Origin of the sequence: Sulfurimonas gotlandica GD1 (assembly GCF_000242915.1) — a bacterium.
Taxonomy (GTDB): domain Bacteria; phylum Campylobacterota; class Campylobacteria; order Campylobacterales; family Sulfurimonadaceae; genus Sulfurimonas; species Sulfurimonas gotlandica.
This window is the reverse complement of sequence record NZ_AFRZ01000001.1, coordinates 1320003-1333182: the sequence shown is the minus strand read 5'-3', so window position 1 is coordinate 1333182 and position 13180 is coordinate 1320003. Positions and strand designations below refer to the sequence as shown.

The 13180-nt window shown below is 34.2% G+C and carries 11 protein-coding genes, 1 tRNA gene and 1 pseudogene; 7 read left to right on the top strand and 6 right to left on the bottom strand.

The genetic code is table 11. The features are described from left to right. Positions 1-180 precede the first annotated feature (180 nt). The 4 genes and pseudogenes from SMGD1_RS06550 (at position 181) to SMGD1_RS15170 (ending at position 3993) form a co-directional block, all read left to right on the top strand. Positions 181-819 (top strand): transglutaminase-like cysteine peptidase, encoded by a 639-nt coding sequence (locus SMGD1_RS06550; protein WP_008335038.1) that lies wholly within the window; start codon positions 181-183, stop codon positions 817-819. Continuing rightward, positions 816-2741, top strand: coding sequence for a LapD/MoxY N-terminal periplasmic domain-containing protein (locus SMGD1_RS06545; protein ID WP_008336297.1), 1926 nt, complete (start codon positions 816-818; stop codon positions 2739-2741). Before SMGD1_RS06550 ends, SMGD1_RS06545 begins: the two co-directional genes overlap by 4 nt. A 127-nt stretch (positions 2742-2868) precedes the next feature. Then, positions 2869-3543, top strand: a pseudogene (locus SMGD1_RS15175) (methyl-accepting chemotaxis protein); the annotation flags it as partial. Continuing rightward, a complete protein-coding gene (locus SMGD1_RS15170) occupies positions 3535-3993 on the top strand; it encodes a CZB domain-containing protein (protein ID WP_394357046.1) in 459 nt (152 codons plus the stop codon). The pseudogene SMGD1_RS15175 and the gene SMGD1_RS15170, both read left to right, overlap by 9 nt. On the opposite strand, the gene SMGD1_RS06535 is transcribed toward SMGD1_RS15170, so the two are convergent. Continuing rightward, a complete protein-coding gene (locus SMGD1_RS06535) occupies positions 3990-4439 on the bottom strand; it encodes a hypothetical protein (protein ID WP_008336035.1) in 450 nt (149 codons plus the stop codon). The genes SMGD1_RS15170 and SMGD1_RS06535 overlap by 4 nt on opposite strands. Positions 4440-4505: 66 nt before the next feature. Further along, positions 4506-4593: transfer RNA gene (locus SMGD1_RS06530), tRNA-Ser, on the bottom strand. A gap of 223 nt (positions 4594-4816) precedes the next feature. Between SMGD1_RS06530 and SMGD1_RS06525 the strand changes: the two genes are divergently transcribed. Together SMGD1_RS06525 and SMGD1_RS06520 are read left to right on the top strand one after the other, a co-directional pair. After that, the gene (locus SMGD1_RS06525; protein ID WP_008335065.1) at positions 4817-6742 is read left to right on the top strand and encodes a DUF1538 domain-containing protein; all 1926 of its coding nucleotides are present in this window, start codon (positions 4817-4819) and stop codon (positions 6740-6742) included. Beyond that, positions 6739-8022 carry a diguanylate cyclase gene (locus SMGD1_RS06520; RefSeq protein WP_008335764.1) on the top strand — a complete coding sequence of 428 codons (1284 nt, stop codon included), beginning with the start codon at positions 6739-6741 and terminating at the stop codon, positions 8020-8022. The genes SMGD1_RS06525 and SMGD1_RS06520 overlap by 4 nt, the downstream gene beginning before the upstream one ends. Positions 8023-8044: 22 nt before the next feature. Here SMGD1_RS06520 and SMGD1_RS06515 read toward each other — a convergent pair whose 3' ends face one another. Both SMGD1_RS06515 and SMGD1_RS06510 read right to left on the bottom strand, forming a co-directional pair. Then, positions 8045-8698 (bottom strand): hypothetical protein, encoded by a 654-nt coding sequence (locus SMGD1_RS06515; protein ID WP_008336246.1) that lies wholly within the window; start codon positions 8696-8698, stop codon positions 8045-8047. Between the two features lie 11 nt (positions 8699-8709). Further along, positions 8710-9207: a YajQ family cyclic di-GMP-binding protein gene (locus SMGD1_RS06510; protein WP_008336596.1), complete on the bottom strand. Its 498-nt coding sequence runs from the start codon at positions 9205-9207 to the stop codon at positions 8710-8712. 111 nt (positions 9208-9318) lie between these two features. Here SMGD1_RS06510 and SMGD1_RS14475 point away from each other — a divergent pair, with 111 nt between their 5' ends. Continuing rightward, on the top strand, positions 9319-10794 hold the full coding sequence (locus SMGD1_RS14475; protein ID WP_008336557.1) for a diguanylate cyclase: 1476 nt from the start codon (positions 9319-9321) through the stop codon (positions 10792-10794). On the opposite strand, the gene SMGD1_RS06500 is transcribed toward SMGD1_RS14475, so the two are convergent. Further along, a complete protein-coding gene (locus SMGD1_RS06500; protein ID WP_008335905.1) occupies positions 10791-11528 on the bottom strand; it encodes a succinate dehydrogenase/fumarate reductase iron-sulfur subunit in 738 nt (245 codons plus the stop codon). The genes SMGD1_RS14475 and SMGD1_RS06500 overlap by 4 nt on opposite strands. Positions 11529-11531: 3 nt before the next feature. Then, positions 11532-13151, bottom strand: a complete 1620-nt coding sequence (locus SMGD1_RS06495) for an FAD-dependent oxidoreductase (protein WP_008335339.1) — start codon at positions 13149-13151, stop codon at positions 11532-11534. Between the last annotated feature and the right edge of the window lie 29 nt (positions 13152-13180).

Here is a 13180-nt window from a genome sequence, read left to right as displayed (position 1 = left end):
TTCCAAAGAAGCAATGCGTTCGTCTCTCTCTTTTAGCTTTAATAATATCTCTTTATTTTTGTTAAATAACATTTTTCAACCTATATAATAATCACATAATGAATTATATTAAACATAAGCTTAAATTATCTAAAGATAAATGTTAGATTTGTGTCAGATAATTTTAGTTATAATCATTCCATGAGTAAATTTAAGCTGCTTTTTTTTATATCACTACTATTTGTCAATATCTCATACGCTTTGGCTGAGCCTTATGTAGATAAGGAGTTACTAGAGAGGATTGGGGAAGAGTATAAAGTATTTGCTAAAAAAAGATTTTTTTTTCAACAAAAAACTTTTGATTCACTAAAAGATAGTAGTGACTTTGAAAAGTTGGATGCTGTAAATAAATTTTACAATGATGTCAGGTACTCAAGCGATCAAAATACATACGGCATGAGTGACTATTGGGCTACTCCGTATGAATTTTTAGGCAGAGATAGAGGTGACTGTGAAGATTATGTAATTGCGAAATATTTTGCATTACAATATCTGGGAATGGATATGAAAAAACTATTTTTCTTCTATGTTAAATCTACAAAATTCAAAGAAGCTCACATGGTTTTAGCATACTATGAGAAACCATCAGCAATGCCACTTATATTGGATAATAACAATTTTAAAGTTCTAGCAGCTGACAAAAGAAAAGATTTACAACCTATTTACAGGCTTCAAGCTGGACAAGTTGAGAAAATATCAACTGGTAAAAAGGTGAAAAGTGAAAAAGTTGGTCGCCAATGGGATCAACTTATAAAAAACATCGAAAGGAAAAAAATATGACACTCTTTAAGCAAATAGCATTAATGCTGTCCACGTTTTTAATCATCATCTTAACAACTGTTCTTGTTTTAAACTTTAAAAGTGCCAATGAGTCTGTACGAGACAGATTATACACAGATGCTAAAAACACTGCTTCTTCACTTAGTCTATCTCTTGGAACTTCACAAGGTGACATCAGCATAATGACTACAATGATCAATGCAAGCTTTGATAGTGGTTATTATCGCTATATCACTCTTGTGGATATTGAGAACAACCTTATATACAACAGAGAAGTAGAACAAAAAATCATTGATGTACCGCAATGGTTTATAGATGCTCTTAGTATTACAGCACCTGTAGCATCTGCAAATGTTTCTGCAGGATGGTCTCAAGTGGGGGTGTTAAATGTTCAAAGTGATGCCGGCTATGCTTATAAGCAGTTATATACAATCTTGATAAATCTTCTAATATCTTTTGGCATCATCGCAGTAATAGGTTTAGCAATACTAAATCTACTTCTAGTAATTATCTTAAAACCACTAAAAGAAGTTCAAAAACAAGCTGAAGCTGTTACTAGAAATGAGTTTATTATTCAAGATAATATCCCTTATACAAAAGAGTTCAAAGATGTTGTTCTTGGTATGAATAATATGGTCTCAAAAGTAAAAGCCATGTTTGACAAGGGTAATGAAGAGCTTAAACGCCAAAAAGAGCTTGAGTATATAGATAAAGCTACAAAACTAAGAAACCGTAAATACCTTATTGATAAACTACCTGAATATTTAAAAATTGATGCTACTTCAAAAGGTGGTATCAATATGATGATTGCACTTAGCGGTATCATTGAAGCTAATGAGAAGATTGGTCACCAGCAAGTTGATAAATTCTTTTTAGCTATTGCAAATATTTTTGATGCGCATGCTAGTAACTATGATAACTCTATAGTCGCTAGAATGAATGGCACAGAGTTTTCTATTTTACTTCCAGATTGTTCAGATAAAGAAGGAATAAACTTGGCAAAAGGCATCTACTCTTCTTGTAAGAAGATTGCGAAAGGTTTTAATCTTGATTCGTCTGAGACATTTATATCTCTTGGCTTATATTCATATAACTACAAAGAAAATATTGGTCAACTTCTTTCTCATTCAGACAATGCTCTTGCACAAGCAAAATTCAGTGAAGATAATATTTATTTGGCAAAAGCTGAAGACACTGTAGAAGTTATGGGGAAAGAAGCGTGGAGAAAAATAATCAATGACGCTATTGAAAAAAATAGTTTCAACTTTGTTTCATGGACAGCAGTAGATGCAAAAATGAGAAAAATTGCACACAATGTCCTTAGCCTTACACTTAAAGTTGATAAGGATACTACATACTACTACGGTCAATTCATGGCTCCTGCTAATCAAGCCGGGCTAAGCTTTAAAATCTATGAGAATGTTCTAAACATGATGTTCAAAACTCCGGATATGAGGCTAAAAGGTTCTGCTTGTTCACTTAGACTTCCTTATGACTACTTAACTCTTGAAGGCACTTATGAAAACATGAGTAATATTTTTAGCATCTACGCTTCAGATCTTCCATTTAAGCTTATCATAGAGATGCCAGATAAACTTGTTCGTCAAAACTCTGTTCTTATTAAAAAGTATAAAGCCCTATTTGAAAAATACAATATAGATATGGGTGTATTTGAGTTTATTGGCGAGAGTGTTGATTATCAGTACTTACAAGATTTACGACCGGTATATATAAAAGGTGAAACCGATTATTTCCTAAGTCAAAGTGATCAGGCACTATCTGCTCTTAGACTTATAACAGATACAGTTGGCATCTCACTTATAGCTGCAGGCGTTATGGATATGGAGACTCTAAATAAACTTCATGAAAAAGACATTCATATAATCCAAGGTAGAGCTACAGAGATGATAGAGCTAGTGTAGCTCTATCATTTTATAAATAAATGTAATAAACATATCTTTATGAATACAAATTCAGTACTTTAATGTCTCTGTAATATTCTACGCTGTAATATACATCTAAACGATGCCAAACTAAGGATATTATATTATGTTATTTGGAAACAACAAGAAGCTTGAGGCTGAGCTAAAAGCAAAAGAAGAAGAGATAAACTCTCTTCAAAATGAACTCACGACTGCTAAGGACAAAATATCTCAGCTAGAGAAAGAAGTCAGCCACATAGATAATAGTAATCAGATGAATGAACTGATTAAATCACTAACACATAGCCTGACTGATGCTTGTAACAGAGATCTTAAAATCTTACAACAGGACTTAAGTGACAATCTTAATGCACTTGAAGATGTTGATGCCAGAAACTCCACTAACAACAATCATACTGACAATTGTTCTACTGATGTAGATATACTCTCAAATACTATGACTTCCCTGCTTGAACATATCACAAGTACATTTGATCAGGTTAACACTCTGAATGAAAATGTTGGAAGCATCTCTGATGTTATTAATCTTATTAAAGATATCTCAGACCAGACAAATCTTCTTGCACTTAATGCTGCTATTGAAGCTGCAAGAGCTGGTGAACATGGTCGTGGTTTTGCTGTTGTTGCCGATGAAGTAAGAAAACTTGCAGAACGCACTCAAAAAGCTACAAGTGAAGTAGAGATTACAGTACAGAGTCTAAAACAAAATACTCAAGAAGTTCATGAACACTCTAAAGCTATGGAAGAGTTGTCTACAAGCTCAAATGAACAAATGGATATTTTTCAAGATAGAATGCGAGAGCTTTCACAAAATTCACAAATGATCTCGATAGAAAATAAAGATGTAACTTACGCTATCTTTATGGTTCTTAGTAAACTTGATCACCTGCTCTTTAAAGCAAATGGCTACAAAACAGTCTTTAGCGGTGAGGCTCAAGGTCACTTTGCTGCAGATACAGAATGTAGACTTGGTAAATGGTACTTTGAGGGAGCCGGTAAAGAAAAGTTCGGCAACTGCTCAAGCTACTCTAAAATGGCTGAGCCTCATAAAGCAGTTCATGACAACATCAAAAAAGCAGTTGAATGTGTTAAAGCTAACACATGTACACAAGAGTCTCAAAATGTAATGACTTACTTTAACAATGCAGAAAAAGCCAGCCAACAGGTCGTAGAACTACTATCTAATATGCTTCAAGAAGAAAAAGCTACTCGACACAAGGGTAAAAACTAAACTCTTCTTGAGTTTAGTCCTTTTGTAATAGCCTCATTTATCTCTTGCTTATAATCTGGATTTAGTCTAGCTAACTCTCTGTCAAACTTAACAACTATATCTTTATTTGTATTTGGGTGTCTGCATATTGTAAAAAGTATATCCATATATATATCAAAATCAGGATGTGTTCTAAGACCAAGTTTTTCGTGAACAATGCCATGATATCTTATAACCATTTCCAAAGCTTCTTTAAGTTCTTGTGTTGTTGATTTTTTCTTTTTTATAATTGATCTAAGATATTCTAAATCTGTGTTTGGAGGTCTTTGCTGTGTGGGAGTAATATTTTTAGGTGCATTCTTTTCTTTTTCTTTTTTTTGATTAGACGGTAAAAATAATAAAAATATTAAAAGGGCTAAAATTATAACTAATCCCATAATAGATTTAAGAAGTAACGTTATCTCCATGACTCATGGCCTTATTAATTAGTTTATTCAAGTATTATATCGGTAAAAACTAGTTTTGACTTTAAATGGTGGACAGCTAGGGATTCGAACCCTAGATAGGTTACCCTATACCCGCGTTCCAGGCGAGCGCCTTCGGCCACTCGGCCAGCTGTCCATTTGTAGGGTGAGATTTTACCTTTATCATTCTTAAAAGTACACTATATCATCTTCTTTTTTTATAAGTTTCATATTAATATATTTCAATAAATTCCCATAAGCTAAAGCATAGAAACAATTATGTAGAATAAATTCTATGTAAAGTAGCCCATTTCCATATTTCACGTTACTTTTAACAATATTAAGATAATATTTGATTATAATTTTTATAAAGGGTTTAAGTGTTAAGCATTGCTTCGTTTTTAAAACTGTTAAGAGAGTCTTTTAGAGACTTATTACCTATCATTCTTGTTATTATGTTTTTTCAGTTAGCAATCATTCAAAGTGTGCCGGAAAACTGGTTAAGTACAGCTATCGGACTTGGAATAGTCGGTGTTGGTCTTGCTGTATTTCTTCTAGGTCTAGAGATCGGTATCTTTCCTGTTGGAGAGGGTCTTGCAAGTGAGTTTGCTAGAAAAGGCTCAACAAAATGGATAATCATTTTCGCCTTTATGATAGGTTTTGGTACAACTGTAGCTGAACCTGCACTAATAGTTATCGCACAAAAAGCGGCTAGTATCAGTAATGGTAGAATCGATGCTAACACACTTAGAATAGTTGTCGCATTTTCTGTCGGTTTTGCCATTGTTTTAGGTGTTTGGAGGATTATCAAAGGTCATCCTATACACTATTATATCATTGCCGGTTACGTTATGGTTGTTGCAGCAACAGCTTTTTCACCTAAAGAAATTGTAGGACTTGCTTATGACTTAGGTGGTGTTACTACTTCAACGGTGACGGTTCCTCTGGTCGCTGCTCTTGGTATTGGTCTGGCGTCTACTATTAAAGGCAGAAACCCTGTTTTAGATGGTTTTGGACTTATCGCTTTTGCATCTCTGACTCCTATGATATTTGTTCAGTTTTATGGAATTTTTGTATATGAATTTATTGATGTAAGTACCTCTATTGTTGCTCCTGTTGTGGAAGCAGCCAAGACTCCTGCTGTTTTTGACTTTAAGATTCTTGATATTTTAAAAGGTTTTGTTGGCGTAGTAATAGATGTTGTTCCTATTTTGGCAGTAATTTTATTTTTTCAGTACGCTATTTTAAAGAAACCAATAGATAATCTAAAAGAAGTAGTCATTGGTTTTGGGCTTGTTATTATTGGACTGGATGCATTTATCGTCGGTTTAGAGATGGGTCTATTCTCAGTCGGTGAGACTATGGCTTTTGAGCTGACTCAGTATGATAACAACATCATCATATACTCGTTTGGTTTTCTAATAGGCTTCTCAACTACTATGGCTGAACCTTCTCTGACTGCTATTGCAAAAAAAGCCAAAGAGATTAGTGATGGCAAGATAAATGATTTCGTACTTCGTCTATTTGTTGCACTAGGTGTTGCTATCGGTATCTCTTTGGGTGCATACAGAATCGTTGTTGGTGGAGAGATTGTTTACTACATCATGTCTGGTTATCTGTTTGTTATAGTCCTTACTTTTATGGCACCAAAATATATCGTACCTATTGCTTATGATAGTGGCGGAGTTACAACTTCAACTGTAACAGTTCCTTTAGTTGCTGCACTTGGTCTTGGTCTGGCGACAAACATACCTGGTCGTGATCCGCTTATTGATGGATTTGGTCTTATTGCCTTTGCTTCACTTTTCCCGATGCTAACAGTAATGCTCTATGGGATTATTACAGATAGAATGGGTGTTAAAGGTGAGCATGAGCTTGAAGAGTTACACATGGATGAGCTTCGTCAGGCTATTGAGCATGCTAACGATATGGGGCTCTCAACTGTACAGATTCACGGAACAGGGCAGAGACACTCATACAAAATGCCTTTCTCTGCTGTTCACATCATAGTACCTAGAAAAAATCAGGATAAAGCTCTTATTGCCGCTCGTGATGCAGGTGCCGGTGGCGTAACTATCATGGATGCGCACGGAATGGGGCTAACAGAGATGGATAACTTTTATAACCGTCTTCATAGTGATCCTACTGATGTAAACCTAATGTTCATAGTTCCAACGAAAAAAGTTGATAATATCATATTTAGCATTATGCATAAGCTTGATATTGTCGGTCGAGGAGATGGAATATCTTATTCATATCCTATCTCACACCTTAAAGGGTTAACCTTAAAAAGTAGCGATTTATGACATACAGTTTTTCAAACATATTTCACAGCGACTGTGAAGAGATCCTAGATGAGTTTATAGATAAATATACTTCTTGTGTAAACACTTACAATGATGAAAAAGCATTTGTTGTTCGTGATTACTACAAAGATATTCTGACTATATTGAAATCTGGTTTCAAAAAAGATGAACTTCTTACAATGTTTGAAAAACTGGCAAAATACAAAATATCTTTAGACGTTCCCTATATTTTAATGGTAAACGAGATTAACGCTTTAAAAACCATCTTAATAAGCAAAATGAGCGAACAAGAGATAAGCTCTAATATCATTAATGTTCTCTCTTTATTTAAAGATGTTAACGACAAAGTTGCACACATATATCTTCATGAATACGTAGATGAACTTTTAAGACTAAATAATCTACGAATAACATCTCTATCTGATTTGTTAGAGAAAAACATCATCTCTCACTATGAATCTCATCTGTTATGGCTTACAACACTTGCACGTCATATTAAAGATGAAAAAATAGAAGATTTTCCACAGCTAGATGACAAGTTGTGTGATTTTGGCAAGTGGTTACATACAGATGCTAAAAATGTAATACAAAACAATTCAAAATTTAAAACAATAGATGCTCTTCATAGCAACCTGCATCTCTTTGCAAAAAAAATATATTCACATCTAGGTGATTCTGAGCATCATATACAGATTACTTATCTAGAAAAATGTGAACTTATCTCTCTTAGCATTGGCACAGAGTTAGCTCTAATAGATAACGTTATAATGAATAAAAGGGTTACTAAAGACACTCTAACAGGTGCACTTAATAGAAATGGTCTTAGAAATGTTTTTGAAAGCCAGTACGAGCTCTCACTGGCTACTAACAACACTTTTGTTCTAGGTATTTGTGATCTTGACCATTTCAAGAAGATAAATGATACTCGAGGTCATGTTGCAGGAGACAAAGTTCTTAAAAGCTTTGTGGATGTAGTAAAAAAACATATTCGTAATTCAGATGTAATCATTCGTTATGGAGGAGAAGAGTTTGTTATTATTCTTCCTACTGTAAGCAAAGAAAAAGGTTTTGAAGTTTTAGAAAAGATTTGTAGAAATTTCGAGAATAACACCTTAGAGTTTGAGGGCAAGGATTTGAATGCTACAGTAAGTATTGGGATGATTGAAGTAAGACCGGAGAAAATGTTTAAAAACTCTTTTATAGATGAGTACATTATGATTGCCGATCAGAAACTCTACACAGCTAAACACACTGGTAGAAATAGAGTTGAGTCCTCTTAAGACGGACTACTCTTACTAAAGACTAATGTATAAGATCACTATAGTCAAACTTGGCTGTATTGATATAGTACTTATTCCCAACAGTTACAATCCTACTATCTTTTTTAGCTGCTTTTTTAAATCTATCTTTTATCTTTTGACTCTTTTTATCTGTATAATTACCATCTTTTAGGTATTTTTTTAAAGATATAAGATTAGCGGATGACTTTTCTTCAACTTCTATCTCTGCTTCAACAAGCTCTTCACTCTCAACAATTAACTCATCACTTGGAGCATTTAGTAAAAACTTAGAAGATATGGCATTTAGTATGTTTTTTAACTGCTCATCTTTATCTTTATAAATTTTTTCTATTCTGATTCTCTCGGAGACAAGCATCTGTTCTTTTTGCTCTCTTAGAGTTTTTGTCTCACCCTCTAATTTATCAACTTTTTGTTGAAGTTTCTCATTTTGTTCTTCTAAGAGTTTGTAGTATCTTGAGTCTGGCTCAGATGCCACCTTTGTGTTAGTTCTTTTTGGAGCTTGTTTGTTAGCAGGAACACTGCCTTCTTCGAGTAGAACATACTTTACACCATCTTCTACAACACTTTCCAAAGAACCTCTTCTAATACGATTGTGAATCGCTTCTTTAGAAACTCCAAGTCTTAACGCGACATCTGTTATACTCATCTTAGACATTTTCTAACTCCTTATCTCATATTTTCAAAAACAAGTGGAGCTTCCCACTCACGTTCACGTATCTCTTTTATAACTTTTTGCAGATCATCAAGTTTAGCACCCTTAACTCTGATTGAATCACCTTCTATCTGAGCATTGACCTTAAGCTTCATCTTTTTTATCTCTGCAGTTATCTTCTTAGCTTCTTTTGACTCTATATAATCAACAATCTTAAAAGTCATTTTTCTATTGTTACCAGATGAGTCTTCTACGCGTAACTCTTCTAGAACTTTAGATGAGAGTCCCTGCTTTAAAAACTTAGCAACGACTATATCTTTTAAAGCATCTAGTTTGTTATCACTAGAAGCGATTAAAACTAAAAGTTTTTCTTTCTCTTTATAACTAACTTCATAAGTTGTTCCTTTAAAGTCATAACGATTAGCTACTTCTTTATCAACCATATTTATAGCATTTTTAAAGTTTTGCATATCTATCTTTGCACTTATATCAAATGAGTATTCTTTTGCCATTTCCAAGCCCTTTAAAATAATAACAATGATTATAACATATTAAAATCTTGTTATAGGAACTTCAATGTAACAAAAATGCACATAAATTTATTTATATGATATAATCCACTCATGCATATTATAAATACTAATAAGTTAAAAAGAAAATATCTTCTCCTTATAGGTGTGATTTTTTTTATTGCCTTAATTGTCAGAGCATATTATGATGTAAAGCATCATGAGGTTATGATTGGTACCAAAATGAGTAAACTTCATAAAAATGCTCTTTTGCAATATGAAGATATGATTATGAACCTAGAAGACAAATACCTCCCTGTAGGTGCCCAGTTTATGAACATACATGACACTTACGATCTTCTGAAAAATAGAGACAGAGGCAAACTGTACAACTCCCTGGAACAAGACTATGAAAAACTAAAAAAACATAATCCAAACTTACATGTAATGCACTTTTTAGATACAAAGAACACCACTATACTTAGGATGCATAAGCCTTCTAGTTTTGATGATGATCTTACTAATATCCGTCCTATAGTTGCCAAAACGAATAAAGATAAAAAAACTAACTTTGGATTTGAGACTGGCAAGAATGGTATAACATACCGTGTAACTATTCCGTTTATCACTAGAAAAAATGAGCATTTAGGAGTTTTAGAGTTTGGTATTAAACCGCAATATTTTGCTAACAGACTAGATAATTTACTTCATGTTGAGTCAGAAATTTTAGTAAAAACTTCTACAATGAAAAACTTATCATATAAAACAAACTTCGATAGAATTGGAGACTTCTCTGTTATTTCAAAAAATTCTATCTTTAAAAACTTTAGAGATAAAATAAACCTAAATAAGAAAGAACAAATCATACAAGACAAAAATAAAACATATATCCTCTTCAATGATTTATGCTTAAGAGACTACAATAATGAGATTGTTGGAAAGGTTATAATCGCAAAAGATATAACAAAAACAGTCATTGAGAATAGAAACTCCCTTATAATGCTAAACTCTATCAACATAATGATTTTATTTATTTGTTATCTTCTTATCTATTTCATTTTCACACGCTACTCTAACAAACTAATCAGTGCATATGAAAATATACAAGAGCTTGAAATCGCAGTTGATACAGATGCCCTAACCGGAATCAACAACCGAACATCACTAGATTCATTTCTAAAAGCAAATGTAAAACATGAAAATAAGTATGCGATTATATTTTTAGATATAGACCATTTTAAAAATATTAATGACACTTATGGCCATGATGTTGGAGATACAATACTAAAAGAGCTTGCAAATATAATCTTAAAAAGTATAAGGCTTGATGATTTTTTTGCTAGATGGGGAGGAGAAGAGTTTGTTATAGTTTTAAAAACAAACTCTATACAAAATGCAGTTAAAATCACTAAAAATATAAGAGAAAATATACACTCTACTCTCTTTCATAACTCCATTCCGGTTACTTGTAGCTTTGGTGTGACGATGATTGATAGACCTGATGATTTAGATATGGTTTTAAAAAGAGCCGATAAGCTCTTGTACGATGCTAAAGATGCAGGTAGAGACTGTATAAAAAGCAGCTCTTAAAAGCTTGGACTTCCATCAAACGATGAACCTCCGAATCCTCCACCAAAAGAAGAAGCAAAATTAGGGTCACTAAATCCAGACATCACAGATTTAGAACGAAGTTTTTCTATATCTGCTTTACTTGAGATATCTTGCGGACAAACAAGAGTACACTCATTACAAAGAGTACAATCCCAGATGCCATTAGTTTGAATAGTTTCTATCTTCTGGCTTGAATCTTCTTCTCTCACGTCACTAACATATCTCCAAACACGAGTTAGAGAGAACGGTCCTATAAACTCTTCATTTACAGCATATACAGGACAAGCGCTGTAACATGAACCACAAAGAATACAGTCACTCTGTATCTCGTTAATTTTCTCATTATCTTGTGTTAGATTAGTCGATGGACTCAGTGTGCTCTGCCAAGCTTTCGCTTTAGCGTTAAAAGAGTAAGCCTTGTCCATATCTACAACTAAATCACGAATAATCGGAGAGTTCTTCATAGGTTCAACTAAGTCACCGTCTTGAACTTTATAGGCACAGGCTAAGACTTCTCTGCCATTAACTCTCATAGAACAGCTTCCACAAACACTACTTCTACATCCGCTTGCATATGTTAGTGAAGAGTCCTGTTTTGTTTTAATCTCATTTAGAACTTCTAGGAGTGTGGCATCTTGCATCTGTACTTCATACTCTAAAACAGCCTCTGTAATTTGTGGTTCTGTTGTATATCTTGCTACTCTGATTTTCATAGTTTACTCCATAAAGTCTGCACAAAGCACACTATCTTCTTTCCAAGTTATTGTATGAGCCTTGTATGCCATATCATTCTCTTTTGGTATGTCACTTCTAAAGTGAGCGCCTCTGCTCTCATTTCTACTGATTGCACAGACTAAGATAATCTCACTAAGCTCAACCATATTTCCAAACTCTATAAATTCAACAAGATTTGTGTTATATATTTTAGACTTATCTTTTGGACCCATAAAAGGAACTTCTCTTTGAATCTGACGAATAGCTTCAAGAACTTCTTTTAGTCCCATCTCATCTCTTGAGATTCCTGCATTGTTATAAAAAATATTTCCTATAAGTGATCGTTTTTCATAAAAGTCTATCTCGTTAGTAAAATGTTTTACACCCATAACAAAGTTGTTAGTACTTTGTGTTTGGCTAGATGCGTCTATGCTTTTGTCAAAAGTTTTTGCATACTCTGCCGCATTTTTACCCGCTTCACGTCCAAAGACAATAAGCTCAAGCAGAGAGTTTCCACCAAGACGATTTGCTCCATGAACTTTATGATTCGCACACTCTCCAACAGCATATAGCCCTTTTATCTTAGTTTGAGAGTTTTTATCGACCTCTATTCCACCCATAGTGTAATGAGCAACTGGTTTAATAGGAATCAGGTCATAAACAGGATCTACATTTTCATAAAGCTTTGCAAGCTTTCTCTCTTGAGGAAGCTCTTCATCTATAAACTCTTCACCTAAATGTCGAATATCTAAAAAGACATCTTCACCTTTTTGAATCTCATCATTAATAGCACGAGCCACCTCATCACGAGGCGCTAACTCATTTGTGAATCTCTCACCTTTTGAGTTTAGAAGAAAACCACCTGCACCTCTCGCACTCTCAGAGATAAGGATAGAAGAGTTTTTAAGTGCAGTTGGATGAAACTGTACAAACTCCATGTCACTGAGTCTAGCTCCTGCTCTTATAGCTGCTGCAATGCCATCTCCAGTTGAACCGGTTGAGTTTGTAGAGTGCTTGTCATAGATGCGGGCATAACCACCGGTTGCAACTATAACTGATGCACTCTCATAAGTCTCAACTTCTCCCGTTCTGATATTTAAAACTGTAGCTCCGCCGATGTAAGTATCTGCTTTCTCAGGTGCTTGTGTTATAAAGTTTAAAAGATATCTCTCATTTAATATCTCGATGCCAAGACTAAGACATCTGTCATATAGAGTATGAAGAATTTTCAGACCTGTATAATCCTGTGCATAACAGGCACGAGGAGCAGATGCACCGCCTAGCGTTCTTTGAGCTATCTTTGCATCTTTAGTACGAGAAAAACATACACCGATGCTGTCCAACCATTCTACTGCATCTGGTGCACTTTCACACAGAAGTCTAACAGCTTCTTCATTTGCGATTCCGTGTGCAGATTTGAGAGTGTTTTGAACATGTGCTTCAACACTGTCTTCGCCAGCATTTCCTAAGGCAGCATTTATACCGCCTTGAGCCATACTAGTTTGACTTCTTGTTGGGTACTCTTTTGTTATCACTCTAACTTTAGCACCACTCTCGTGAGCATTTATGGCAGCAACTAAACCTGCTCCACCTGCTCCAATAATTAAAACATCACTTCTCATATTTACACCATTAATCAAAAAATTTCCAA